The organism is Priestia sp. YIM B13489 (assembly GCF_042787645.1).
GTDB lineage: Bacteria > Bacillota > Bacilli > Bacillales > Bacillaceae_H > Priestia > Priestia megaterium.
On the sequence record NZ_JBHZOQ010000053.1, the window covers coordinates 1240418 to 1266819 of the forward strand.

At 36.6% G+C, this 26402-nt stretch carries 26 protein-coding genes and 1 pseudogene; 17 read left to right on the plus strand and 10 right to left on the minus strand.

Features of this window, described 5'->3' with window-relative positions:
- Positions 1–15 precede the first annotated feature (15 nt).
- Positions 16–1134, minus strand: a complete 1119-nt coding sequence (locus tag ACFX4W_RS12205; RefSeq protein WP_272911207.1) for a GAF domain-containing sensor histidine kinase — start codon at positions 1132–1134, stop codon at positions 16–18.
- A gap of 335 nt (positions 1135–1469) precedes the next feature.
- On the opposite strand from ACFX4W_RS12205, the gene ACFX4W_RS12210 reads away from it, so the two are divergent.
- Both ACFX4W_RS12210 and ACFX4W_RS12215 read left to right on the plus strand, forming a co-directional pair.
- Complete coding sequence (locus ACFX4W_RS12210) at positions 1470–1808, plus strand: hypothetical protein (RefSeq protein ID WP_050691151.1); 339 nt, start codon at positions 1470–1472, stop codon at positions 1806–1808.
- Positions 1809–1903: 95 nt separating this feature from the next.
- Positions 1904–2188, plus strand: a complete 285-nt coding sequence (locus ACFX4W_RS12215) for a hypothetical protein (protein WP_028408390.1) — start codon at positions 1904–1906, stop codon at positions 2186–2188.
- A 44-nt stretch (positions 2189–2232) separates the two neighbouring features.
- On the opposite strand, the gene ACFX4W_RS12220 is transcribed toward ACFX4W_RS12215, so the two are convergent.
- A complete protein-coding gene (locus tag ACFX4W_RS12220; protein WP_043982780.1) occupies positions 2233–2790 on the minus strand; it encodes a helix-turn-helix domain-containing protein in 558 nt (185 codons plus the stop codon).
- 100 nt (positions 2791–2890) lie between these two features.
- Between ACFX4W_RS12220 and ACFX4W_RS12225 the strand changes: the two genes are divergently transcribed.
- Positions 2891–3868, plus strand: coding sequence for a DMT family transporter (locus ACFX4W_RS12225; RefSeq protein WP_043982781.1), 978 nt, complete (start codon positions 2891–2893; stop codon positions 3866–3868).
- A gap of 46 nt (positions 3869–3914) precedes the next feature.
- On the opposite strand, the gene ACFX4W_RS12230 is transcribed toward ACFX4W_RS12225, so the two are convergent.
- Positions 3915–4703: a DUF4240 domain-containing protein gene (locus ACFX4W_RS12230; protein WP_043982782.1), complete on the minus strand. Its 789-nt coding sequence runs from the start codon at positions 4701–4703 to the stop codon at positions 3915–3917.
- Between the two features lie 366 nt (positions 4704–5069).
- Between ACFX4W_RS12230 and ACFX4W_RS12235 the strand changes: the two genes are divergently transcribed.
- A complete protein-coding gene (locus ACFX4W_RS12235) occupies positions 5070–5498 on the plus strand; it encodes a GNAT family N-acetyltransferase (protein WP_043982783.1) in 429 nt (142 codons plus the stop codon).
- A gap of 67 nt (positions 5499–5565) precedes the next feature.
- Here ACFX4W_RS12235 and ilvD read toward each other — a convergent pair whose 3' ends face one another.
- Positions 5566–7242, minus strand: a complete 1677-nt coding sequence (gene ilvD, locus ACFX4W_RS12240; protein WP_028408385.1) for a dihydroxy-acid dehydratase — start codon at positions 7240–7242, stop codon at positions 5566–5568.
- A gap of 225 nt (positions 7243–7467) precedes the next feature.
- On the opposite strand from ilvD, the gene ACFX4W_RS12245 reads away from it, so the two are divergent.
- A complete protein-coding gene (locus tag ACFX4W_RS12245) occupies positions 7468–8412 on the plus strand; it encodes an alpha/beta hydrolase (protein ID WP_097823301.1) in 945 nt (314 codons plus the stop codon).
- Positions 8413–8430: 18 nt separating this feature from the next.
- On the opposite strand, the gene ACFX4W_RS12250 is transcribed toward ACFX4W_RS12245, so the two are convergent.
- The gene (locus tag ACFX4W_RS12250) at positions 8431–9357 is read right to left on the minus strand and encodes a manganese-dependent inorganic pyrophosphatase (protein ID WP_014459925.1); all 927 of its coding nucleotides are present in this window, start codon (positions 9355–9357) and stop codon (positions 8431–8433) included.
- A gap of 411 nt (positions 9358–9768) precedes the next feature.
- A complete protein-coding gene (locus ACFX4W_RS12255; protein ID WP_237074951.1) occupies positions 9769–10050 on the minus strand; it encodes a hypothetical protein in 282 nt (93 codons plus the stop codon).
- 429 nt (positions 10051–10479) lie between these two features.
- Here ACFX4W_RS12255 and ACFX4W_RS12260 point away from each other — a divergent pair, with 429 nt between their 5' ends.
- From ACFX4W_RS12260 to ACFX4W_RS12280, 5 genes are all read left to right on the plus strand, one after another.
- Complete coding sequence (locus ACFX4W_RS12260) at positions 10480–12123, plus strand: M4 family metallopeptidase (protein WP_377560531.1); 1644 nt, start codon at positions 10480–10482, stop codon at positions 12121–12123.
- A 307-nt stretch (positions 12124–12430) separates the two neighbouring features.
- Positions 12431–13171 (plus strand): metallophosphoesterase family protein, encoded by a 741-nt coding sequence (locus tag ACFX4W_RS12265; protein ID WP_016764089.1) that lies wholly within the window; start codon positions 12431–12433, stop codon positions 13169–13171.
- 276 nt (positions 13172–13447) lie between these two features.
- A complete protein-coding gene (fsa, locus tag ACFX4W_RS12270; RefSeq protein WP_013057026.1) occupies positions 13448–14116 on the plus strand; it encodes a fructose-6-phosphate aldolase in 669 nt (222 codons plus the stop codon).
- Positions 14117–14280: 164 nt separating this feature from the next.
- Entirely contained in the window at positions 14281–14499 is a 219-nt protein-coding gene (locus ACFX4W_RS12275; protein WP_025752385.1) for a spore germination protein, read from the plus strand.
- A gap of 123 nt (positions 14500–14622) precedes the next feature.
- A complete protein-coding gene (locus ACFX4W_RS12280) occupies positions 14623–14910 on the plus strand; it encodes a hypothetical protein (RefSeq protein WP_043982444.1) in 288 nt (95 codons plus the stop codon).
- 29 nt (positions 14911–14939) lie between these two features.
- Here the strand turns inward: ACFX4W_RS12280 and ACFX4W_RS12285 are convergent, their stop codons facing one another.
- The 3 genes from ACFX4W_RS12285 to ACFX4W_RS12295 all read right to left on the minus strand — a co-directional run bounded on the left by ACFX4W_RS12285 (position 14940) and on the right by ACFX4W_RS12295 (position 16951).
- Positions 14940–15611: an NAD(P)H-dependent oxidoreductase gene (locus ACFX4W_RS12285; RefSeq protein WP_280559600.1), complete on the minus strand. Its 672-nt coding sequence runs from the start codon at positions 15609–15611 to the stop codon at positions 14940–14942.
- 257 nt (positions 15612–15868) lie between these two features.
- Positions 15869–16009, minus strand: a complete 141-nt coding sequence (sspL, locus tag ACFX4W_RS12290) for a small, acid-soluble spore protein L (RefSeq protein WP_013057030.1) — start codon at positions 16007–16009, stop codon at positions 15869–15871.
- A gap of 171 nt (positions 16010–16180) precedes the next feature.
- The gene (locus ACFX4W_RS12295; RefSeq protein WP_377559443.1) at positions 16181–16951 is read right to left on the minus strand and encodes an SDR family NAD(P)-dependent oxidoreductase; all 771 of its coding nucleotides are present in this window, start codon (positions 16949–16951) and stop codon (positions 16181–16183) included.
- A 195-nt stretch (positions 16952–17146) separates the two neighbouring features.
- Between ACFX4W_RS12295 and ACFX4W_RS12300 the strand changes: the two genes are divergently transcribed.
- The 3 genes from ACFX4W_RS12300 (at position 17147) to ACFX4W_RS12310 (ending at position 20963) form a co-directional block, all read left to right on the plus strand.
- Positions 17147–18754, plus strand: a complete 1608-nt coding sequence (locus ACFX4W_RS12300) for an ATP-binding protein (protein ID WP_280559604.1) — start codon at positions 17147–17149, stop codon at positions 18752–18754.
- Positions 18751–19458 (plus strand): response regulator, encoded by a 708-nt coding sequence (locus ACFX4W_RS12305; RefSeq protein ID WP_162214241.1) that lies wholly within the window; start codon positions 18751–18753, stop codon positions 19456–19458. Before ACFX4W_RS12300 ends, ACFX4W_RS12305 begins: the two co-directional genes overlap by 4 nt.
- A gap of 197 nt (positions 19459–19655) precedes the next feature.
- Positions 19656–20963 (plus strand): CitMHS family transporter, encoded by a 1308-nt coding sequence (locus ACFX4W_RS12310; protein ID WP_165575132.1) that lies wholly within the window; start codon positions 19656–19658, stop codon positions 20961–20963.
- Between the two features lie 35 nt (positions 20964–20998).
- Here the strand turns inward: ACFX4W_RS12310 and ACFX4W_RS12315 are convergent, their stop codons facing one another.
- The gene (locus tag ACFX4W_RS12315; protein ID WP_043982455.1) at positions 20999–21598 is read right to left on the minus strand and encodes a DedA family protein; all 600 of its coding nucleotides are present in this window, start codon (positions 21596–21598) and stop codon (positions 20999–21001) included.
- Between the two features lie 337 nt (positions 21599–21935).
- On the opposite strand from ACFX4W_RS12315, the pseudogene ACFX4W_RS12320 reads away from it, so the two are divergent.
- The 4 genes and pseudogenes from ACFX4W_RS12320 (at position 21936) to ACFX4W_RS12335 (ending at position 26386) form a co-directional block, all read left to right on the plus strand.
- Positions 21936–23217, plus strand: a pseudogene (locus ACFX4W_RS12320) (GntP family permease).
- A gap of 19 nt (positions 23218–23236) precedes the next feature.
- Complete coding sequence (locus ACFX4W_RS12325; protein WP_013057034.1) at positions 23237–24013, plus strand: 3-hydroxybutyrate dehydrogenase; 777 nt, start codon at positions 23237–23239, stop codon at positions 24011–24013.
- A 194-nt stretch (positions 24014–24207) separates the two neighbouring features.
- Positions 24208–25668 (plus strand): aminoacyl-histidine dipeptidase, encoded by a 1461-nt coding sequence (locus ACFX4W_RS12330; protein ID WP_162214244.1) that lies wholly within the window; start codon positions 24208–24210, stop codon positions 25666–25668.
- 244 nt (positions 25669–25912) lie between these two features.
- Positions 25913–26386: a hypothetical protein gene (locus ACFX4W_RS12335; RefSeq protein ID WP_162214245.1), complete on the plus strand. Its 474-nt coding sequence runs from the start codon at positions 25913–25915 to the stop codon at positions 26384–26386.
- The last annotated feature ends 16 nt before the right edge of the window (positions 26387–26402 follow it).

Consider the following 26402-nt stretch of genomic DNA (forward strand, 5'->3'; position numbering starts at 1 on the left):
ATGCGCTCCTTTCTGTTATGAAAGAGGAATAGATACTTCCACAACCGTTCCGTTTCCTATGCTGCTTGTAACAGATAGATTGCCATTTAATCTGTTTATTCGCTCCTGCATGGTTTTTAACCCAAGCGTCGGCAATTCTGCTGAAGCGCTATATATAAATCCATTGCCGCTATCTTGAATTTTCATACTTACTTGTTCTTTGCTTATATTTACGTTTAAATGTACCTCTGCCGTACCCGCATGCTTTCGGCAATTATTAAAAGCTTCTTGCCCGACTCTCCACAGTGTCTCTTCAATCACAGCAGGCAAAACAGACACTCCTTTAATTTGTTCTTTTACGTTAAGCCCTAGCATTTGACCATAGCTTTTTAACGCGCTGACAATGCCGTTTTCTAATCCTTGAGGACGAAGCTGCCAAATTAATGCTTTCATTTCCACTTGGGCATGCTGAGCGGTTTCTTGGATTAAGGAAAAAGTCTCTTTTAACTGTACATCTTTTGCTAAGCTGCTTCCGGCTTTGGCTGTGACATTAATCGAAAACAACAGCTGATTAACAGAATCGTGAAGATCTTTGGCCAGTCTGTTTCTTTCTTCAATAAGTTTTACCTCTTGCTGAGATTGAGTCAGCTTAATCCGCTTGATAGCCGTGCCAATTTGAAGAGCGACGGACCCTAATAAATCAAGCTCTCGCTGTTCAAAATGAATTTTATGAGGGGCAGCTACATTTAATAATCCAAAGCGCTCATCCCCTGCTTGTAAGGGAACCGTTGCGTGATGAGTAATGTCATGTGTATCCCCCCACTCATGAATGACGGAATCTTCAAGTCTCTTGCACTCCATAATATTAGACGCTTTTTGAAGCCGGCCATCCATATACCGATCAACACACCAGCAGCTTCCGTTACACATAGGCTGAGCGGTTTTATTTAATAAAGCCGGCGGCAAATGCTGAGCGGCAATCATCTCATGTTTTCCATTTTCGTCAATAAAAAAGATCCATCCTGTTTGTAAATCTGTTATTTGCAGCAGTTTTAAAAGAGCGTCGTGAAGCATTGTATGTAAATTAGTGCCTTCATTTAAAATCTCGGCAATGTCTTTTAAAATCTTAAGCTCTGAAATATGATCTTTTTCCATAGCCTCTCTCCTATATGATGTATTTTCCATTTTTTATTTTATCACAATTAAAGACGATTCCGGCTAATAGGACGTTATTTTTAAGGTGTTTCCGCTAGGTATGCAAGAGTTTTTGACATCAATAATAAAAATCCCAAAAAGTATGTCAGGTAGTTTAACAAGTAGCTAGAGTCTTTACGTAAAACGAACTATACTACAGATAATTCACGTAAGAAAAGAAAAAACGAAAGGAAATGAGAAGAAAAAAATATTAAAATTAATACATTGAAAACGCTTCCAAATATGAAGGCATAGTGCTATTATATAATTATTAACAGAATAGGGATGTGAGAAAGATGAATAAATTATTTTTAGAAGAGTTACGATACATTATCTTGTGTGAAGTGCCTATGACAAAGTACCGAGTAGAGCAGCTGCAAGACAAATTTGATCAAAGCCCATACTTAATTAATGAACTTTATCAACTCCTATTCGAAAAGCGTCACATTTTAGCTTTTGTTGATGATATTGAATCATCCCTGTATGACTATATTGTGAATAAAGAAATGATGGATGCTAAAACGTATTATGGAGCTATTACACATGTAGCAAATCTTTTCGGTGAAACGCCTACATATATAAAATGCAAAATAAAAAAATATAGAGAGTCTTCGATTTCAAGTATCAGTGCCTAAAAGTTGCGCACAGCTGATTCAAATAAAAAGCAAAAAAGAAATCCTAGCACAAGGGTTTCTTTTTTGTACCACTAACATATAGGGAGGAAAATAAGATGAAGACATTTTTTATCACGAATCGCTATTCGTTTCTTGAAACGCAAGTAAATGAATACATGCAATCTTTACTGGTGAAAACGCCTGAACAAGTTATTTTATATTTCGAAAGACAAATTCGAAAGTATAAAGTATATTTACAGAAAAAACATCATTATCCAGAGTGTATGGTTCAATCTATCCACCGTTTAATTGAAGAATATTCATTAAGTATCATTAAAGTGAAAAAATATATTAGCTACCAAAACAAGCTGATGAATAAACAGCTATTAGAGCCGCAGTAAAACGAATCATTTTTTATGGTTCGTTTTACTGCGGCTCTGCCGTTTTACGCCTCATATTTTAGCAGTAAATGCAGAACAGCGGGACGTTCTTCAAGATTTTTGTATGAGTGTACATGACTTCCTTCAAATTTTATAGAGTCAAATTGTTTTAGTTCGTATAGCTCTTCTTCTATTTTCATTTCAATTCTGCCTTCCATTACCGTTGCTACTTCAATTAATCCTTTATGATGAGGTTCGGGATAGTATGTAGCGAGAGGAGAAAGAAAGGCTCGGTACATTTCAATAGTTGAATCTATTTGATTTTGAAAAATAAATTCTACTTTCCACGCTTCGTCCGGTCCTTTGAGAGAAAAACCTTCTCCGCACTTAGATACAGCCACTGAAGGTTCAACTGACACTAATTTAGTTAAAGGGATATTTAAACCTGTTGTTATTTTCCACATTACTCCTAGGGTTGGATTAGTCTCCCCTCTTTCAATTTTCCCTAACGTGAGTTTGCTGACTCCCGTCCTATCTGCTAATTCATCGAGTGTGAATTCTCGCTGTGTTCTTATTTTTCTAAGCTCGTTGCCTACCTTTTTCATCATTTCTTCTGAATGCATTTTTTTCTTCCTTTCTTTTTTATATTATGATACACTTTTTTTGTATATAAGTATACTATAATATACATTTAGGTATTTTTATTAATTAGGAGGAAAAAGTATGAAAGCAATTTTATGGGGGCTTCTCTCGTCTATGTTCTTTTCTGCTACATTTATTGTGAATCGTGCCATGAATGTATCTGGAACAAGCTGGGCTTGGACAGCATCTCTTCGTTTTTTATTAGCACTACCTATTTTACTCATTTTAGTACTTGTACAAAAGAAGTTTACACCATTATGGATGGAAATGAAAAAGCATCCTTTCGCTTGGTTAGGCTGGGGAACTCTTGCAGGAATTGGATTTTATTCATTATTAAGTTTTTCTTCACTTTTTGGACCGTCATGGCTTATAGCTGGAACGTGGCAAGTAACGATCTTGGCAGGTGCGCTCATTTCTCCACTTTTCTATGTAACGATTCAAACTGCAGATGGAAACAAAAAAGTAAGAGGAAACATTCCACTCAAAACGCTTGGTATTTCAACATTTATTTTAGTGGGCGTGATTCTCATGCAAGTTAAAGAAGCTGAAAACATCACGCTTTCACAGTTTGTGTTGGGTTTTCTCCCTGTCGTCATGGCTGCTTTTTTATATCCGCTTGGAAATCGAAAAATGATGGAAGTCTGCAAAGGAAAATTAGATACATTTCAACGTGTTTTAGGTATGGCTATCGGCAGTATACCGCTAAGTATCATCTATGCGATATATGGATTTTATACAACTGGTATGCCAACAGCTCCTCAATTTTCGCAAGCTTTTATATTAGCGATGAGTTCAGGTGTAATTGCGACGATGACTTTCTTTCACGCAACAGACTTGGCAAAAGAAAATTTAGCTTTGCTTGGAGCGGTTGAAGCAACTCAATCGGGCAGCATGATTTTTACCGTTCTTGGCGAAGTGTTTCTATTAAATGGGCGTATGCCAACAGGGATCGCGTTAGCTGGTATGATGATAATTGTAATCGGAATGATCATAAATAGTATGTTAAACAAAAAAACAAAACTATCTCAGACCGCGCCGTCACCCACTCTATCAAAATAAGAAAAGAAGAGATGAAACTCTGTATATAGAGTTTCATCTCTTCTTTTTAGTATTCGAGGTGATTGTTCCAATAGCGACTCCACAGCACAGGGAATCGCATCTGTAAACCGTCCTCATCATCTTCATCCCAATCAAGATCCAAATCTTGCTCATCGTACCATATTGGGTCAAACTGGTCATATTTATCGTAATAATAATCGTTATCTAAACCTGTCTTTTCTTCATAAGCTTCACACGCTACAGCAAGTAATTCTTCTAATTGAGGAGCATAGCCTTCTGCTTCTAGTGGTTGAAGAACAGAAATCATCGTCTCAGGAGATTCAATTGCTTTATAATAAATGTCTTTTCCTTGATATAAAAGCCAGGCTCTAAAATAATCAAAACAATCATCTGAACAACCGCCCATTACAATATAAGCTGCTGCCCACAATGAAGAAGTATAGGATTGATCAAAATGCTGATTTAATAGCTGATCAAAGCGGAAAATGTCTTTTTCAGAACGCTTTGCTAGCGTGGAGCGGAGCCATTCCATTTGCTCGTCGACATCTAATTTTGTCTTCGCCTTTTTTATCAGTTCCCAAAAGAGAGTCTCTGACATCGTACTGTCTTTCATTACTTGCATTGAACAAGTTAAAGGCTTATACCCTTTCTGCAATTTTGCACGAATCAGCTTTTCAGCTTCCGCTTCACAAGCTTCTGCGGAAGCAAACTCTTTCACTTGCATGCGACCGGCTGTATCAACTTTTCCAAAGTGAATGATTAACTTGCTGTCTCTTCTTTCAACTTTCCAAAATTTATTCGATTGCTCATCTTTATACACTAAGGTTATTTGCATGATACATTCCCCTTTTTCATCCTACTACTATTGTGAATATTTCTCTTTTTACAAGTTATGTAGAGCCATGGCGCTTCATAATACATTTTCTTTCCTTTTGTAACATGTTCCAGTTGATTTTAATTCTTTCTAAAGTTTGTTAAAAGCTGAAGGACTATTTTTTGAGCACACTCCGCTCAGCATTTAAATTTAATGCTACTGATACAGTTCAAACAGCGAGAAATTAAAACATCATGTATGTAATATTTCACTTGTTTGTTTTTTGTTGCATTTACAACATTTTGTTTTTCCTTTATACTCTTTTATATCAGATATCTTTATTATACAAAAAAGAATCATAAATTCGCAGCAAAGGAAGGATTTTCGATGGAAATTAAGCAAGTTACAACAAAAGAGCAGCTTGAAGAAGTATTTCATATACGTAAAACAGTGTTTGTTGAAGAACAAGGCGTGCCATTAAAAGATGAATTTGATGAACATGAGAAAACGGCAAAACATATATTGATTTACTATAACAATGAACCGTCAGCTTCTGGTAGATTCCGCATAGTAGACGATTACGCCAAAATAGAGCGGATATGCGTATTAAAGGAATTTAGAAAATACGGGCTCGGAAAAGAAGTGGTGGCTAGCTTAGAAGAAGCAGCGAAAAAAGAAGGATTAACTCAAGCTAAGCTTCACGGTCAAGTTCAGGCTGAACCTTTTTATCATAAATTAGGCTATAAGACGGTTTCAGATGTCTTTATGGAAGACGGTATTCCACACGTTATTATGAAAAAAGAATTTTCGTGTTAAAAATGCTTCTTTGCACAGTTACTTTAATAAAGAAAAAGGCTCTCAGCAGAGAGCCTTTTTTGTACTATTAGATTTTCATAATTCCGCCCGTGCTTGCAGAAGTTACAAGTTTAGAATATCTTGCAAGATAGCCTTTTTTCACTTTCGGCTCAAAGCCTTTCCAGTTTGCTTTTCGTTCTGCCCAAACATCTGGAGAAACTTGAACATTCATCGAACGATCTTCAATGTCAATCACGATGTGGTCGCCATCTTCGACAAATGCTAGTGGTCCGCCTTCAGCAGCTTCTGGAGACGCGTGGCCAATTGATAATCCACGGGAAGCCCCAGAGAAGCGTCCGTCCGTTAATAGCGCTACTTTTGCGCCTAGTCCCATTCCCATAATTTGAGAAGTTGGAGCTAGCATTTCAGGCATTCCCGGTCCGCCTTTTGGTCCTTCATAACGAATGACTACGACATGTCCTTCTTTTACTTTTCCGTTAGCAATACCGTGCAGCGCCTCATCTTGAGACTCAAATACAATTGCTGGTCCTTCGTGGCGAGTAATGCCGTCTTGAACACCGCCTGTTTTAATGATCGCGCCGTCTGGAGCTAAGTTGCCAAACAATACAGCAAGTCCGCCTTTTTCTGTGAAAGGCTTATCGATTGGATGAATAACGTTATAGTCTTTTACATCGCACCCAGCAATGTTTTCACCTAGCGTTTTTCCAGTAACCGTCATCGTATCTAAATGAAGAGCTCCTTCTTTTTTAGATAGCTCGTTTAAAGCAGCCGATACGCCTCCTGCTTCATGTAAGTCTTCAATAAATACATCCGAAGCCGGAGCCAGTTTTGCCAAGTGAGGCACGCGTTCTGCTACTTCATTAATACGCTCTAATGGATACTCAATTTCAGCTTCATTCGCAAGAGCTAGCGTATGAAGAACTGTATTTGTAGAACCGCCTAACGCCATATCTAAAGCAAATGCGTTGTCGATTGCTTTTTCTGTTACGATATCACGTGGTTTTAAATCTAATTTAATTAATTCCATAAGCTGTTTAGCTGATTTTTTAACAAATTCTCTACGTTCAGGAGCAACTGCTAAGATTGTACCATTTCCAGGTAAAGCAAGTCCTAACGCTTCAGCTAAGCAGTTCATTGAGTTCGCTGTAAACATTCCTGAACAAGATCCGCATGTCGGACAGCCGAATTGTTCTAATTCAAGCAATCCTTTATCATCAAGTTTACCCGCTTGATGAGCTCCTACGCCTTCAAATACTGAAGAAAGAGAAATCTTACGACCGTCGCTCGTTACGCCAGCCTTCATTGGTCCGCCGCTAACAAAAACTGTCGGAATATTCAGACGTAATGAAGCCATTAACATCCCAGGCGTGATTTTATCACAGTTTGGAATACATACCATTCCATCAAACCAGTGAGCAGATACTACCGTTTCAACTGAGTCAGCAATGATTTCACGACTTGGTAATGAATAGCGCATACCGATATGTCCCATCGCAATACCGTCATCTACACCGATAGTGTTCATTTCAAAAGGTACGCCACCAGCTTCGCGAATCGCATCTTTTACGATTTTACCAAACTCTTGTAAGTGAACATGACCTGGTACAATATCAATATATGAATTGACAACCGCAATAAACGGTTTGCCGAAATCCTCTTCTTTTACACCAGCTGCACGCAGTAGGCTGCGGTGCGGTGCTCTGTCGAATCCTTTTTTGATCATGTTACTTCTTAATTCTGCCACAATAATTCCCTCCGTATTCATCTAACCTATTAAAAACTGAATCTTTTTAAATTGTTTAATAATTTTTAATATAAATACTAATTTAACAAATCACATAATGGTTTGTAAAGGTTTATGACAAAATAATCATTTTTTATTTCAAAATAGTAAAATCACCTGCATAAATTAGTATAATATATACATATATCCCTTATTTTACAGGAAAGCAGAAGGTGGATGCTGAGCATGAAACAATCCTTTTACTACAGAGGTCATCAGGAAAAAGAAATATTTGCACAAAAATGGGATGTTGAAAACAATTCTGCAAAAGGCGTTGTTCAAATAGCCCATGGGATGGCCGAACATATTGGACGCTACGAATACTTTGCTAGTGTATTAACTCAACATGGCTACATCGTATATGGAAATGATCACCGCGGTCACGGTCAAACAGCTTTAAAAGATGAAGAAAAGCGTTTTTTTGCTGAAGAAAATGGTTTTGACACCGTAGTTTACGACATGATTGCTCTGACTAAGCACATTTCAACGGAACATTCCGGCTTACCAATATTTCTTTTCGGTCACAGCATGGGTTCTTTTCTAACGAGAAGATATATTCAATTGAATACAGAGCACATTCATGGTGTGATGCTCTCAGGTACTGGCAGCATTCCTTCCCTTTCACTGAAGGGCGGCATATTAGCTGCGAAAATAGAGAAAAAAAGAAAAGGATTACGATCTGCTAGTCCATTGCTTGATAAACTTTCTTTTGGACAGTATAACAAATCCTTTCATCCTGCTCGAACACCTTTTGATTGGTTAAGTCAAGATAATGAGGCTGTAGATTTATATGTAAATGACCCTTACTGCGGAGGAGTTTTCACAGCGGGATTTTTCTATGACTTATTAACAGGAATCAAACAAATCTCTAACTTAGCTAATATAAAGCTAGTACCATCAAACCTGCCTGTTTATTTAATATCTGGAGAACATGATCCAGTAGGCAGCTATACAAAAGGGGTACTCAAAGTATATAACGACTTTAAAAAAGCCGGATTGCAGGACGTAAGCTACCGCTTTTTTACACAGTGCCGTCATGAGTTGCTTAATGAATTAATTAAAGATGAAGTAATAGAAGATATACTAAATTGGCTTGACGTGCATATGGACAAAAAAACGGTTCGTGTCTAAACACGAACCGTTTTTTTATTAAGCAAATACAGATGTTAATACAGGAACTACTTGCTTTTTACGTGATACAACGCCTTCTAAGACAGCTGTATTGTTTTCAAGCGTTACGTTGTATGCTTCTTCTACTTTTGAAGCAGCAGAACCTAGTGCTAATGCAGTAGAGTTGCTGTTTAAAATATCTGTAACAACTAAAAGGAATAATTGTAATCCTTTTTCTTCGATTGTTTTAGTAATAGCTTCTTCCAATTCAACTTTGCGCACTAAAACGTCGTTTACATCAATTGCATTCACTTGTGCAATTTCTACTTTACTTGTACCCATGCTGAATTCTTTAGCATCTAATGAAATTAATTGTGAAGCTGTTTTATCGCCTAAGTCAGCTCCAGCTTTCAGCATTGCTAATCCGTACTCTTCTGCATCTACACCTGCAATTTCCGCTAATTCTTTAGCAGCTGCAACGTCTTGGTCTGTGCAAGTTGGTGATTTGAATAATAAAGAATCAGAAATGATAGCTGATAGCATAAGACCTGCGATGTTAGGTTCAATTTCTACGCCGTTTTCTTTATACATCTTGTTTAAGATCGTTGCCGTACATCCAACTGGCTCTGCACGATAGTATAAAGGATCTGCTGTTTCAAAGTTAGCAATACGGTGATGATCAATTACTTCAAGCACACGAACTTGATCAATATCGTTTGCACTTTGCTGGCGTTCGTTGTGGTCCACTAAAATAACTTCATTTGTTTCTTTAGATACTTCATCAACGAAACGTGGTAGTTCAGCGTTGAACTTTTCAAGAGCAAATTGCGTTTCACCGTTAATATCGCCTAATCGAATTGGTTCAGCGTCTACACCTAATTTATTCTTTAAATCAGCGTATGCAATTGCAGAACAGATTGTATCTGTGTCAGGATTTTTATGTCCAAAAATTAACGTCTTTGCCATCTTAAATCTCTCTCCTTCTTACGTATGTAAATAGCATTCTTGCGTAAAGTTAGTTAATTCGTTCACGCAACATTGCCATTTTAACATAAACTTTTACATTATTTTAATTTTTTTGCGAAAAATGATGTTCATCCGCAGATATTTTGCCATTTTGTATCTTTTTCATAGTAAAAACACCTCTATTTCCGATATAAATAGAGGGTTTTATAGGTTCATTATATAAAAATTAGTGATAAAACACAACCCGTCTCTTCATCACTTGATAGCTAACTTAAACGCAGTATCTTGCCAATTTTTATAAAGAAAAAGTAAGGAAGCAGTGACTATTATTAAAGAGAATATGTATTATTTTGCACTTGTTTATATAAAATAACCCAAAAAAGCCCCCTTGTTAAAGGGCGCTTTTTTGGGTTATCGTCGCAGTGTAAAGTTGAAATGTTCATTTACTTTAGCTCCTAGCTCTTCAAGAAACTGCTGAGCAGTCATTTCCTCTACGCTTTGAGTATACCAAGCAAGCTGAGATTTTTTATGAACATTGTTGTAATATACATCTCTTGACCAATATGTTTTTGATCGGTATGTATAATTAAAGTGAATGAATAGTTCATTCCCGTCTGGACACTGCAACAATACGCGGTAATGTGGATTACGACGATTTTTATCTAAACTCATTTTTTTGATCTGCGCTAACATTATTCACCTCTAAAACCATTACTTAATCATTTAAAGGTAAATGCCATACCACGCTATATCCTAGCTCTGCCATCAACTAGAAAATCATATATTTTCTAAAATTCTACACGATATAGGACAAAAGAGGAAGAGATAATTTATTGATGGACGTGTAAAGTTTCATATAAATCTTTTAGCTGCTCAGGGTATTGAGACCTTACGTAATAACCCGTAGGATGGTGCTCGATTAAATGAGAAGCAAACAAATAGCCGATGAGCACGTGCATTTGTTCATCTGAGGTTTCTTGGTTTAATTCTCTTTTGAGCCGTTCAGCTAAGTGTGAAGCCAGCTGTTTAATTTTTTCATCATGTGATAAAAAAAGCATCTTGTTCTCCCCCTTATAACGAATAAGTAATGCTGTAAATTTCAATAAAGNATTATCAGTTGGTATCCTTTCTTCATCATTTGCTTTTGCACATACGAGCAGTGCCGCGCCAAATAATGTACTTTCAACCGAAAAGTATAACAAAGAAATTAAATCTCCTGAGTTTATTTCTGGAAAGCTTTCAGGCCCATCATCACAGAAAGCTCAAGACGTCGTATTTCATTATATGAATACAAATAAAGACAAATATAAATTAGGAAACGAAAATGCTCAAAACTCATTTAAAGTGACAGAAGTAGTGAAAGATCCCGTTGAACAAGCAACCGTTGTACGCTTGCAGCAGGTATATAATAATATTCCTGTTTGGGGATCTACTCAATTAGCACACGTAGCGAAAGATGGAACCTTAAAAGTTGTATCAGGTACAGTAGCTCCTGATTTAGATAAAAAGGAAAAGCTAAAAGGACAGAAACAAGTTGACAGCAAAAAGGCGATTCAAGCAGCTGAAAAAGACTTAGGCTTTAAACCGACATATGAAAAATCCCCTTCATCTGAACTGTATGTTTATCAAAATGGTTCAGACACAACGTATGCTTATGTAGTAAATTTAAATTTCTTAAGCCCTGAACCAGGCAACTATTATTACTTTGTTGATGCTATTAGCGGTAAAGTGCTAGATAAGTACAATACGATTGATTCCGTAGCTGGTCCAAAAGCCGATGTGAAGCAAGCGGCAAAGCCGGCAGCGAAACCTGTAACAGGAACAAATGCTATTGGCTCAGGTAAAGGAGTGCTTGGAGATACTAAATCTTTAAAGACAACGTTATCTAGTTCTACTTACTACTTACAAGATAATACAAGAGGGGCGACAATCTATACGTATGATGCAAAAAATCGTACATCTCTGCCAGGTACACTATGGGCAGACACGGATAATACGTATAATGCAACCCGCGATGCAGCTGCAGTAGATGCTCACTATTATGCAGGCGTGACATATGATTATTATAAAAACAAATTTAACCGCAACTCCTATGACAATGCAGGAGCTCCGCTAAAATCGACTGTTCATTATAGTAGCGGCTACAATAATGCGTTTTGGAATGGCTCCCAAATGGTATACGGAGATGGAGATGGAACTACTTTTGTTCCGCTATCAGGAGGATTAGATGTTATTGGACATGAATTGACGCATGCGGTCACAGAAAGAAGTTCTAATTTAATCTATCAATATGAATCAGGTGCATTAAACGAAGCAATTTCCGATATTTTCGGAACATTGGTAGAATACTATGACAACCGTAATCCAGATTGGGAAATTGGAGAAGATATTTATACGCCTAGTACAAGCGGTGATGCGCTTCGTTCAATGAGCAACCCAGCGAAATATGGAGATCCGGATCATTATTCAAAGCGCTATACAGGTTCTAGTGACAACGGCGGAGTTCATACAAACAGCGGTATTATCAACAAAGCTGCCTACTTGCTAGCTAACGGAGGAACGCATTACGGGGTTACTGTAACAGGCATCGGCGGCGATAAGCTAGGGAAAATTTATTACCGTGCTAATACGCTATACTTCACTCAGTCTACAACGTTTAGCCAAGCGCGTGCAGGTTTAGTACAAGCTGCTGCTGATCTATACGGTTCAGGCTCTCAAGAAGTAATTTCAGTAGGCAAGTCATTTGACGCAGTTGGTGTTCAATAAGTTATAAACCAAAAGTCGCAAGATAAATGAGGTATCTTACGACTCTCTATACTACCTTACTACCAATAAAGGAGTACTCGTATAAATATATTACAGTACTCCTTTATTTTATGTTAATAAATAAGGAAAACAGATTTCTTCTTGATCTATAAAAATCCACTTCTTATTCCTCCCTTTTATGTCCATTCGAATTATACCGTTGTTTGGTAAATGAAGAGAATACGTTTTAGTAAACGGTCTTATTATAAAATGTTATAATAAAGAAAAGAATTGAATACATACATATGAAAAAGGAGTGGAGGAATCAATGGACAAAATTGCTGTTATTTCAGATATCCACGGAAATCTTCCTGCATTAGAAGCAGTTTTAGCTGACATACAACAGCGAGATATCCATCGCATCATTTGTCTAGGTGATTTAGTAGGAAAAGGACCGGATTCAAGTAAAGCGATTGATATCATAAAAGAAAAGTGCGAAGTAACAGTAATGGGAAACTGGGATGACTTCATTACAAAGCCTGCGGAATTCGAAGCGTTGAAATGGCATCAGAAGAAGTTAAGTTCAGCCCAAGAGGCATACTTAAAGGAACTTCCTTTTTCCGTTGAGTTTATGATGAGCGGAAAATTAATTAGAATGTTTCACGCTTCACCTAGAAGTCTTTATGATCGAATTCAACCCTGGGATTCACTTGAAAAGCGCCTTAGTCTATTTGCTAATACGGAATATACGGAAAATATAAAAGGATCAAGAGAGCCAGATGTTATCTGCTACGGAGATGTACATAATGCATTTATTCAACATATTAAAGGGAAAACGCTATGCAATGTAGGAAGTGTAGGAAACCCGCTTGATTTACCACAAGCTTCTTATCTTATCTTAGAAGGAAAGGATCAAGACGAAAGTCCTTCAGCATTTTCTATTCAATTTGTACGTATTCCATACGATATTGAAAAGGCTATCGAATTGGCGAGAGCTGTAGAGATGCCGGATTTTGAACCCTACGTTCAAGAATTAAAAACAGCTCGCTATAGAGGACTAAAAAATTAAGAATAGAATGTATTTCAACCTTCAGCATAAATGCTGAAGGTTTTTTAGTGGAGTATATGAGGGGTTTTTCAACACCATTAGTATGATACATGCAAATAAAAGTTATTCCGATGAATTTAAGGAAGGGAAAACTTGGAGAAAAACATACAGCATTTGAAAGGAAATAAATTTTATTTTATGAAGACAATATGAAGAGGGCAATTCCATTTGAACATAAAGTCATGCAAAAACGCCCCTGAAAAGCTGTTTTTACCATAACGAGTGGAGGAATATAGGATGAAATTTTTTATTGATACAGCTAACCTGGAAGATATTAAAAAAGCATATAAAATTGGAGTATTATCAGGTGTTACCACAAACCCTTCGCTAGTAGCTAAAGAAGGCGTAAAGTTTGAAGATCGCATCGAAGAAATTTTAAAAACCGTCCCGGAAGTAGAATCCGTTTCAGCAGAAGTCACGCCCGACACAGTAACAGCAGATGACATGATTGCTCAAGCAGAAGAGCTGATAAAAATTAATGGAGGAGACAAAAATATAACGATTAAACTTCCTATGACCATTGCTGGATTGGAAGCAACCCGTTATCTAGCTAAAAAAGGCGTAAAAACAAACGTAACGTTAATTTTTACAGTGAATCAAGCGCTTCTAGCAGCTCGTGCCGGTGCCACATACGTATCGCCATTTTTAGGACGCTTAGACGATATTTCAGAAGACGGTGTTTATCTGGTATCTCGAATTGCAGAGCTATTTCGAATTCAACACATTGACTCACAAATTATAGCAGCGTCAGTCAGACACCCAGATCACGTCACACGAGTAGCTCTTGCTGGGGCTCACATTGCTACAATTCCGTATGCCGTAATTGAACAATTAGTAAAACACCCGTTAACAGAGCAAGGAATTGAAAAATTTGCATCAGACTGGGAAAAAGCTGTAAAAAGTTAAATTCACTGAAAGAGAAGACATCACTTTAGTGTCTTCTCTGCTTAAAGGGTATACGAAGATTCTTTTTTTCTATTTTGCAGCAAACAACTTATCAATAATAGGCGAACATCCTATACATATATGCAAAGATGACATACGTTAATAGAAACGAAAGAGGTGTTAAAATGGGCTGTATTATTAACATTGAAAATATCGTGACTAACGGGTTAAAAGACAACTCGAACGTAAGCGTAGGCTGTGTTGTACAAAATAGTCACACGGCAAATACAAAATCGGTAGGAGCTTGTTTTTCGTTTGGAAACGGCTCTCCTGCTATTGCCTCTATGACAAACAGTAATATCGACTTTTGCAAAGGTGAAGAAAATAAAGAGCAGCAATCTTAAAAGCAATTCCAGAAAGAGTATTTCTGGAATTGCTTTTTGGTAAGTGATAGAGTTTGGTTAACAAGGTGTTTTGGCTTTTAAAAGAAAAACATACATTCATGAGGAAGGGAGTTGAGGGGTGCTATGAGCATTATTTCTATGATTCCTTATACATACGTTGAAAGAAAAATAAAACGAACACAAAAGGTGACAATTCAGCATTCAAAAGACATGTGTTTATACGCTGATAGTATTGAAACACAAAACGATTGCTTTCACATTAATGACGTATTTGACATCTCTTACAAATGCGTTTCAAAAGACAGCGGCTTTTTATACTTACATACAAATCAAGGGATGTTCGCTTATACCATACAAACCGATCCTTCTGCCTTTATAACAGCATATAAAAATATAAAAACGAAGGAGTGACGCAATGTCACCCCTTCGTTTTTCGTTTCTTATTTTACCCACTGTACAATTTGATCTATACTTCTTCTCGTTTTTCCGCGTTTAGGTTCATGAATTCGGTAGCCGAACGCAACCATAACGGAAATATCAAACTTACCGTCTTCTAGTAATCCTTCTTCTTTTAGAATTTCGTGTACTTGGTCATAGTTAAATCCTTCAATCGGACAAGAATCAATACCAATTTGAGCAGCTGATGTCATCATATTAGCTAGTGCAATATAAGATTGTTTGCTAGCCCAATCAAATAGTGCTCGCTTGCTTTCGAACAAATGAAAATCATTTTCTTGGAAATCTTTATAACGAGGCATTAATGTCTCTAATACATCATCCGGCATTTCTTTTACGTTTTTTTGAAGATTCAACACATATTCAGAGTCATATCTTGCGTCTGTACGAGAAAGAATAATAACAAAATGACTTGCTGTAGGAATTTGACCTTGTGCTCCCCAAGAAACAGCTTTTAATTTTTCTTTTAAATCTTTATTTTCAACGACTAAAAACTTCCATGGCTCATAACCTACTGAGCTTGGAGATAAGCGTCCTGTTTCTAAAATGAATTGGAAATCTTCATCGGAAATTTTCTTCGTTGGATCAAACTCTTTTGTAGCATGACGAAAGTTAAATGCGTCTAAAATTTCTTGTTTTTTATCTGTATGGTTCATGTGTAAACAACCTTTCTGTGAAAAATATTTAGTGATGAACTGTTAACATACAATTTGTCATAAAATCCGTTTGCAGATTTATCATAATTCATATAAATCATTCTAACAAGTACGCACATTTTTGTTGTATAGTATACTTTTTTATACTATTGATGTAGCTTCGTAAGAAGCAGAAAGGAGTCAACAATCTGGGGAGTTTCGTTTTCGAAAAAGTAATTAAGAGGAAGAGAGGAGAAGAGTGATCTTCTCCTTGTTAATTAAATTTTTGTATTTGACTTTTTCGCTTTATTTTCAAGTTCACTTTTCGGTTCTGTTGAAAATTCAACATCTTTTCCGTGTCCTTGAGGGTTAACTCCAGGAGCTACTTGACCGCGGTTAGCAGATTTTTTTGTACCCATTTTCGTCACCTCCGTTCGGTTAGTATGTACAAAAAGCAAAACAAAAATTAGGAAGTCAAGCGTGGAAAGATAAATAAGAAAAGATTATCTTTAAGCATCTTCATTACATAAACAAAATAGTTACTCATTTAAACGGACATAAAAAAACACCCTTGGAAGGGTGTTTTTTGTTTAAGAATCTGAGCTTGTCGCTCTGTCTGCGTATGGATAGATAGTATCTTTTAATTGAAATTCGTAAGTCACTCCATCTACAAGCCCTACCGTTTTATTGCTATCATAAAGGTCCAGCATAAAAGCAGCCATTTCTTTTGACGTATGAAACTTAGGTACTCGTCCTTCGTATTCAAAATCACTCATATCCATCGAACGCTGTGCAAATTCTGTTTCAGTAGCCGCCGGAGCTAGAACTTTAGCCTGCATTTTTGCTCCTCTTCCTTTTAATTCTTGAGAAAGACCTTCTGTAAATGCACTTACGTAGAATTTTGTTGCGCAATAAGTGACTGCATCAGCAACAATGGTGTAGCCGCCTCCAGAAGAGACATTAATAAGCTGTGTACCTTCAACGTTTTCATAATCTCTTACAAATAGAGAAGAAAGAATGGTTAAGGCTTCGATATTTAAATGAAGCATTGTTTCAATTTTAGTTAATTTTTGTTCACCGACAGAAGCAAAGTTTCCGAATCCAGCATTGTTAATCCAAGTTTCTAATTCATACTCTTTGAGTGACTCATAAAACGTATGAGCATTTTCTGCCACGGATAAATCAACCGACTGGACAATAACATTTACATCTTGGTTCAGTTCTTCAATTTTTCTTTTTAACTCTTCTAGCTTGTCCTCTCTACGTGCAGCCAATATAAGATTTTTTCCACGTGCTGCAAAAGCTAAAGCTGTTTCATATCCAATTCCTGAACTTGCGCCAGTGATTACTGTATATTTCATGTTGATTCCTCCATTTTCGATGTTTTCCAATTGATTATAATTGTTAAAGTATACTTTAAGTCAAGCGTTTATTCGATTTATTTTTCCCTTTAGACGTCTATTTATAAACATTTGAAGTTGGGTGCTAAACTTTTTTTCTTTTATGCTACACTTGAAACAACAGCCGAAATTTCATTTCATTAAAAGGAGGAATGTATGCGTTTTCTTAATGTGAATAGAAGACCTAGTTTACTTGCCCAAATTACATTGCTTATTACGGTAGTTATTCTTGTGAGTACCGTCCTTGTATGCATTTTATTTTCTGCAATGATAGATGAAATTGTTGAAAAATATGTAGGTAAGCAAGCTATGACAGTAGCAAAATTAGCTTCTGAAGACAAAATGATTGTAAAAGCTTTTAAGAATAAAAATCCTTCTGAGCACATCCAACCTGTTGCAGAAAAAATAAGAAAAACCACTGGGGCAGATTACGTCACCATCGCTAATGATAAAGGAATCCGCTATTCTCATCCCAATAGTAGCTATATTGGAAAACATACCAAAACAAGCAACGAAGCTTCTTTAAAGGAGCATCAATCCATTATTTATAAAGGAAAAGGAATTTCAGGATTTGCAATTAAAGCCAAGACCCCCATATGGGATAGCCGAGGAAACGTAATAGGCGTTTCGTCAGTAGGGTTTCTTGTAAGCAATATAGAAAAACAGATTAATGATTATAGAATAAAAATCATTAAATTGTCCTGTATTCCTTTTCTTATTGGAGCATTTGGAGCTTTTTTCATTGCAAGGCGGGTAAAAAGACTAATATTTGGACTGGAACCGGAGGAGATTTCCTTTCTTTTTAAAGAAAAAGAGGCTACCCTTGAATCTATTCAAGATGCTACTGTTACTGTAAATGTTGAAAAATGTGTAACGTCGATGAACAGAAGGGCCAGAGAACTATTTGGTCATCTTCAAATAGGAGGAGAGATAAAGAACGCCCGTTTAGGACAGCTAATTGATCAAGCGATAGAAAAGCAGCGGGTGTATTCTAACCAGTCCCTTGTATTAGATGGTCAGCAGTATATTTTAGATTTATCTCCTATTGTAAGAAAAAAAGAAGTGCAGGGTATCGTCCTTACTATAAGAACTTTATCTCAAATTGAAGAATTGACAGAAGAAATTTCTAAAATTAAAATGTTTTCTGATAATTCGCGTGCTCAAAATCATGAATTTTTAAATAAGCTGAACGTGATTTATGGATTGTTAAAGTTAAAGAAGTATGAGCATGTCATGCAAATGATTTCATCAGAGGTAAAGGAACGCCAAGATATTATTTCTTTTTTAATGTCTTCTGTAAAAGATCCTTTGATTGCAGCATGCTTACTTGGAAAGATCAATCGTTCGAAAGAATTAGACGTCACTTTAGAAATTGACCAAGATAGTAACTTAACAAGTACTTTAGATATCGAAGACGCAAAAAACGTTGTTTCTATCTTGGGGAATTTAATCGATAATGCGCTCGAGGCTGTGCGAGAACATAAAGGGAACGTGCTGGTATCTTTTACAGATGTAGGAAATGACCTGATTTTTGAAGTTGAAGATAATGGACCAGGGATATCAAAAGAAGTAGAAAATATGATTTTTATAGATGGTTACACAACGAAAAAAGGTGAAAATCATGGAATTGGATTGACTATTGTTAAAAGATCTGTAGAGCTGCTTAAAGGTGAACTATACATAAGCAAAAGTATGTTACAAGGAGCAAGATTCACATTAGTTATCCCAAAGCTATTAAATAATGAAAAGGAAGAATCGATATGACTGAAAATCAAATTAATGTCATGATTATAGAAGATGATTCTACAGCTGCACAAATTTATGAACAATTTACTAAGAAACTAGAGCATTTTACTGTTGTTGCGACAGCAGGATCTGGAGAACAGGCTTTAGAACTACTAACAATATTTACGCCGCAATTAATTTTATTAGACGTCTTTTTACCAGATATCAACGGAGTGGAGCTGCTGTGGGAAATCAGAAAGAAGTATCGAGGAATCGATATTATTTTAATAACGGCAGCCAATGATGTTGAAACAGTAGGGGAAGCAATAAGAGGAGGAGCATTTGGTTATTTGGTGAAACCTGTAATTATTGATAAATTTTTATCTACTTTAAAACATTATCAGTCTACGAGAATAGAATTAACCGAAAATAAAATGATTAACCAAGATAAAATAGACCATTTATTTAGAACGCGTCATAACCGCCATACTCAATCAGCAGCTGCAGTAACAGAACTTCCTAAGGGGATTGATAAACATACTCTTCGTTTAGTAAGAGATAAAGTTCGCGAAGTTCAGCAGAGCTTGAATGTAGATGAGTTTGCTCAACTAGTAGGTATCAGTTATTCAACAATGAGAAGGTATTTAGAGTATTTAGTATCTTGTAAAGAAATGCAGGTGGAAATAGTGTATGGAAGTGTAGGGAGGCCTGAGCGGAAATACCGAGTAACTAGTTTTACATAAAAACGAGATAGCGGTTCTTTGTCCGCTATCTCGTTTTTATGTAGAAATGATGCATGAAAAAAATGAAAAAAATTACTTTTATAAAAGATATTAAACTTATGTTAGTTATCTATGAACCTGCTTTAACAAGTGATACCTTTTTAGTAACGTGTAGCAAACAAAAATGAAACCGTTATCAAAAAGGAGGAAAAATATCCGTGCTTTCTTTATTAGGATTTTTAATGGTTGCAGTATTCATGTATTTAATTATGTCAAAGCGACTTACCCCAATGGTTGCTCTTATCATTATTCCAATTATATTTGGTTTAATAGGCGGTTTTGCTAGCGGAATGGGACCTATGATGCTAGAGGGTGTAAAAGATATTGCTCCTACAGCTATTATGATTTTATTTGCTATTTTATATTTTGGATTAATGATTGATTCAGGATTGTTTGACCCTCTCGTTTCATTCATTTTAAAGGTTGTAAAAGGAGATCCTCTAAAAATCGTTGTCGGAACTGCTGTGCTTTCAATGATGGTTGCTTTAGATGGCGATGGAACTACTACCTATATGATAACGGTCTCTTCTTTGCTTCCATTATATAAACGGCTAGAAATGAATCCGCTTATCCTAGCAGGAATTGCGATGCTATCTATGGGAGTTATGAATATGACTCCGTGGGGAGGTGCTTCTGCTATGGCTATGAGTTCATTAAATTTAGATTCGTCTCAGTTGTTTTTGCCTTTAATACCTGTAATGGGTTTTGGACTTCTATGGGTGCTATTTGTTTCTGTTGTCCTTGGAAGAAGGGAAAGAAAAAGGTTAGGAGTTATCAATATTAAACATTCTGCAAATGAAATCGCACATGCAGATGAATTAGAGGGAACAGCGCAACATTTAGACTATCGACGTCCTAAGTTAGTATGGTTTAATTTTCTCCTTACCGTTAGTCTTATGGTGTGCTTAATTATGGACTTTATGTCGCTGATGCTTTTGTTCATGGTAGCGTTTGCTATTGCATTATTAATAAATTATCCAAACATCAAAGATCAACAGCAGCGAATTTCATCTCATGCAAATAATGCGGTAGCCGTCGTTTCAATTGTTATTGCAGCAGGTATTTTTACAGGAATTATGTCTGGAACAAAGATGATTGATGCTATGGCAAATACACTTGTAGGAATAATCCCAGATGCAATGGGTCCTTTTTTGCCAGTTATAGTAGCATTTTTAAGTGCTCCTTTTACATTTTTTATGTCTAATAATGCCTTTTATTTTGGCGTATTGCCAATTATTGCTCAAGCTGCCGAAAGTTATGGCATTAGCGCAGCTGAAATTGGAAGAGCTGCTATCTTAGGACAACCTGTTCACGTGATAAGTCCCTTGGTAGCAGCAGCTCACTTATTAATTGGAATGGTAGGAATTGAATTTAGTGATTTGCAACGCTTTTTAATTAAGTGGGCGCTAGGAACTACGGCAGTGATGACAATAGCTGCATTAATTTTAGGTGTTATTTCTATCTGATAAAAAAAGACCCCAAAGGGTCTTTTTTTATACTCTTACGTTGAACTAGACTGTTCGCTGCAGCTGTTTTTTTTAAAATAGAACTTATAAATTAAAAATCCGCATACAGCCACTACCGCTGCAATTAAAATATAGGTTTGTGCATCTGAAATAAAAGATTGAATGGACTTAAAGTTTCCGATTTGCCCTAACCAAAGCATGGCAATATTCAAAGGAAAGATACCAAGAAATGTGAGCAGAGCAAACGGCATAGGTTTCACTTTAGATAGCCCTGAAAGGTAGGAAATGTAGTTGCCGAGCCCTAAAGGACGAGCAATCGCAATACTCCATAATCCGCATTTTTTAAACCATTTTTGTGATTTCTCAAATGCTTTTTTCTTTTTTGATAATTTTTTCTTTACCTTATCCTCTAATTTATAGCCTATCCCATACGGTATAAAACTAAAAGCTGTATAAACGGCGCTTCCTGCAAGAGCGATTAATAACAATTTCACTATGTGCATGTTTAATAAGTATCCGTAGGTAAGGGTGAGAAGAGAACCGGGAAACGGCAGGGAGGAAGCCTCAATGGCCAGTCCGCTTAAAAGTCCCCAAATTCCAAATTGTTTCAGTAAGTCTGTTATGAAATGTAGCATAAGATCGCCTCTTTTTCTGTGTCATAACATTCAAATACCCATCTATATGTTCGGAAAAACTTATAAAAGAAAAGAAAATAAAGGAAGAAAGCGGGATGTGACAGAAAAAAATTAGCTTGTACAAGGAAAAAGGAAGGAAGTGTATTTTATAGCTTCTACTCAGAAGTGAAACTATAGGAAAAAAATAATTGAGGGTGAATTTTTAAATAAACTACGACTTTTATTCATAGTTTTGATTACTTTTATTCATTTTACTTATAAAAATAGCGGGTGTAAACTTGTTGTGTTGTGAAACAATCCATTATGTATAGATATTAAAAGGAAAGGAGGTTACCGTGTGGTTATTATTGTAGGATTGTTATTGTTGATGTTTTTTGCTTATCTAGGATGGTCTATTATCTGGGTGGCACCTGTTGTAGCTACATTCGTTGCTTACTTTAGCGGTTTAAAAGTACTGTCTACTTATACAGATGTGTATATGGGAGGGTTTGTAGATTTCGCTGCAAAATGGTTCCCCATCTTTTTTATTAGGAGCCGTCTTTGGAAAGCTAATGGAAGATACAGGCGCAGCCAAATCGTTGGCGCAGCGTATTGCTAAATTATTTGGAAGTAAAAGAGCCATTTTAGGGGTGCTAATTGCTTCAGCCATTTTGACATACGGCGGAGTGAGTCTATTCGTTGTTGTCTTTGCGATTTATCCTTTAGCAATCGCGCTATTTCGAGAAGCTAACGTATCGCGAAATTTACTGCCAGCAACCATTGCACTCGGAGCATTTACGTTTACAATGACAGCGATTCCAGGTACGCCTCAAATCCAAAATCTGATTCCGACTGCTACATTTAAAACGAATGCAATGTCCGGTTCGATTATTGGAATTGTTTCAGGTCTTATTATGGCAGTGGGAGGATATTTATGGTTAGCTTATCGTGATAAAAAATTAAAAGCAAAAAATCAAGGATTTACCGAGCCTAATGAATCATCAGTCGCAGCGAGTGATGAGCAGGACTCGATGAATGTAATATTAGCTATTTTACCGCTGATTGTCGTTGTCGTGACGTTAAACGTTTTAAAATGGGAGCCTATCGTTTCATTATTAATTGGTATTTTTTCTATTTTACTTATTAATTTTAAACACTATAAAACGTTTATTTCTTCTATAAATGAAGGAGCAAAAGGATCCGTGATGGCTGTTATTAACACGAGTGCAGCAGTAGGTTTTGGCTCGGTTATTACAGCAGTTCCAGAGTTTAAAGATGTCACGCATGTGTTGCTAAACATTTCGAGCAATCCACTCGTTTCAGAAGCATTAAGCGTTCAAGTGCTAGCGATGATCACGGGTTCAGCATCCGGCGGTATGGGTATTGCGCTTCAAGCATTAGGAGATACGTGGTATCACTTGTCTCAAACGACGAATTTAAGTGCCGATGCTCTTCACCGTATTGCAAGCGTTGCGTCAGGTGCATCTATTTTACCGCATAACGGTGCGTTGTTAACGCTATTAGCCGTAACTGGTCTTCGGCATAAAGAAACGTATAAAGACGTATTTGTTGTTGCATTTATCATCCCGACAATCGCTTTATTTGCAGGAGTCGCATTAGCGGCAGCCGGTATTATTTAAAAACAGGAGGAGAATACACATGGTTGAAAATCAAGTAATTGTAATCACAGGAGCAGCAAGAGGAATTGGGTTTGAAATAGGTAAACGATTCGCAGAAAACGGCGGGAAAATTGTGTTATCCGACATTGATCAAGCTGCTGTAGAAGCTGCAGCACAAAATCTTCGTGAAGCTGGATTTGAAGCGCTTGGTGTCAAAGCCGATGTAACAAAAGAAGAAGAAATCAAACATTTAATTGAAACAGCAAACGCACATTTTGGAGCGGTTCATACGTTCATTAATAACGCTGGCTTGCAGCATGTTTCTCCAATCGAAGAGTTTCCAACTGAAAAATATGAGTTAATGATTAAAATTATGCTAACAGCTCCATTTATGGCGATTAAGCACGCGTTTCCGATTATGAAAAAACAAGGGTTCGGACGTATCATTAACGTTTCTTCTATCAACGGTTTAATCGGTTTTGCGGGCAAAGCAGCTTATAACAGTGCTAAACATGGTGTAATTGGGCTAACAAAAGTAGCTGCTCTTGAAGGCGCAGCACACGGTATTACGGTGAATGCACTTTGTCCTGGCTATGTGGATACACCACTAGTGAGAGGTCAGTTAGATGGTTTAGCTAAAACAAGAAATGTACCATTAGAGAGCGTGCTTGAAGAAGTTATTTATCCTTTAGTCCCTCAAAAAAGATTACTAGACGTGAGCGAAATTGCTGACTACGCTATTTTCTTAGCGAGTGATAAAGCAAAAGGTGTAACTGGTCAAGCGGTAGTAATGGACGGCGGATATACAGCTCAATAAAAAATAGAATAAGTCATTAAAAGCATAAAGGAGTCTAATGAGCTCCTTTATGCTTTTTTATGTTATACCTATTCTATCGAGCTAATCAACGTTAAAATATAACTAGGCTATACATAAAATAAGCCTTATACTATTTCTCCTGTAAAGATAAATAGTATGATAAAAAAGCCTGCAGTTCAGAAAGGATGATACATATGGTGCAAACAGTAAATGAATTAATTAAACATCCGGTTTTTTATTTTTTTAACGAAATTTCAGCTATTCCTAGAGAATCTGGAAATGAAAAGAAAATTAGTGACTATTTAGTTTCTTTTGCAAAAGAAAGAAGCCTTGAAGTTATACAAGACGAGGCTTTAAATGTAATTATTAAAAAGCCGGCAGCTAAAGGATATGAAGATGCTCCAGCCATCATTTTGCAAGGACATATGGACATGGTATGCGAGTTAAATAAAGGAACTGTGCATGATTTCGAAAAAGATCCGCTTCAACTGCGAATTGTGGAAGATATGCTTTATGCAAATGGTACTACGCTAGGAGCTGACAACGGGATTGCCGTGGCATATGCACTGGCTTTACTAGATGCTCATGATATAGCTCACCCGTCTCTTGAAGTAGTCATTACTACTGAAGAAGAAACAACTATGGGCGGAGCCATTGCTGTAAATCCAGCTCATTTTGAAGGGAAAATCTTTATTAACCTTGATACAGAAGAGGACGGAAAGCTGCTTGTCAGCAGCGCAGGCGGGGTAAAAAGCGTGCTTCGTATTCCCGTAGACTGGGAATCGCCTTCCGATAACTCAGAAACATATAGCTTAAGCATTGGTGGACTGCGCGGCGGACATTCTGGAATGGAAATTGATAAAGAAAGAGGAAATGCTAATAAACTGCTAGGAAGAGTTTTATATGATTTACAACATGAACTTCCCTACTCTTTAAGCAGCATTAGTGGAGGATTAAAATCAAATGCGATTCCCCGTGAATCAGAAGCAATTCTATCAGTTGAGCCTTCTGAGGTAGGAAAGTTAGAGAATAAGATTCGTGAGTGGAACGAAATAGTAAAAAATGAATTACAAGCGGCTGATCCGAGCGTATATGTAAAAATAAACAAATCTTCTTCCGATGAGAAATGTTTTACAAAAGAAACGACAGAACGAATTGTACAAGCTATTATGCTAACACCAAACGGCGTTCAAAGTATGAGTATGAATATCGAAGGATTAGTAGAATCTTCTACCAACTTAGGTGTGATTACGACGACAGAGTCTGAGATTGTTTTTCAAAATGAAATCCGCAGCTCAGTAAAAAGCTTAAAAGAAAAAATAGTAAGTCAAGTGCACATACTTGCTCAAGTAGTCGGAGGAAGAGTTGAAACAAAAGGCAATTACCCTGAATGGGCGTACAATGCAGATTCAAAAATTCGTGAATTATGTAAAACGGTTTACAAAGAAAAGTATGGGGAAGAGGCGGAGATCATCGCCATCCATGCTGGAATTGAATGCGGTATTTTCCTGGGAAAAATCTCTGGATTAGACGCCATTTCGCTCGGTCCCGATATGTACGACGTTCATACACCTGATGAACACCTGAGCATTCCGTCTACTATTAAGACATGGGAATACTTATTAGCGGTATTAAAAGAAGCAAATAAGATATAAAGTTATTAGCATCCCTATAATTTTAAAAAAAGAGCTTCTGTAAAGGAGCTCTTTTTCATTCGTCATTTAGCAGATAATAAGCAGAATTCCGTCAACACGTCAGGCAATTGAGAACATTTATGTAAGCGTTTTACAAATAAAGGTTTTAAAACGGGCCTAAAAGAGGTAAACAATTACTAAAACGATAGACAAATGAATTCAAAACAAGCTCTGCAACTAATAAATTAGTAGGGAGAGAATGTATATGAATGACAATAGTCTTATCAAAGATCCCTTTTTGGAAAAAGGAGAAATTGAATTTTTAGAATTAAGGAAAGACGAAATACGTTATCTAAAGTTCGATCGGTTTTTGAAAGTGATTAAAGTACTTAATCAACGCAGTGATAAAGGCTACCAGAGTCTTATGCTTTCCGTTGATGGCTTTAAAGGTAATTCAAGAGAATTATATGAGATAGAGGAGTTTCGCAGATACGTAAATTTGTTAATTAATCAAGTTCCTCAAATATTATTTTATATTCACGATAAAAACAAAATGACTAATCAAATTTTGAAAAGTCTATCAAACAACAGCAGCCAACCGGCCTCTATAGATCCTAAAAGAGCACGTTTAATGATTGATGCCATACAGGAGCAAGTAGAGAAAACAGAGGATAAAGAGATAAAAGAGAATCTCTCTGAATTCGTATGTAAAATCCAGAGCTTTGTGAATCAGTATTAACAGTTCCCAATAGAAA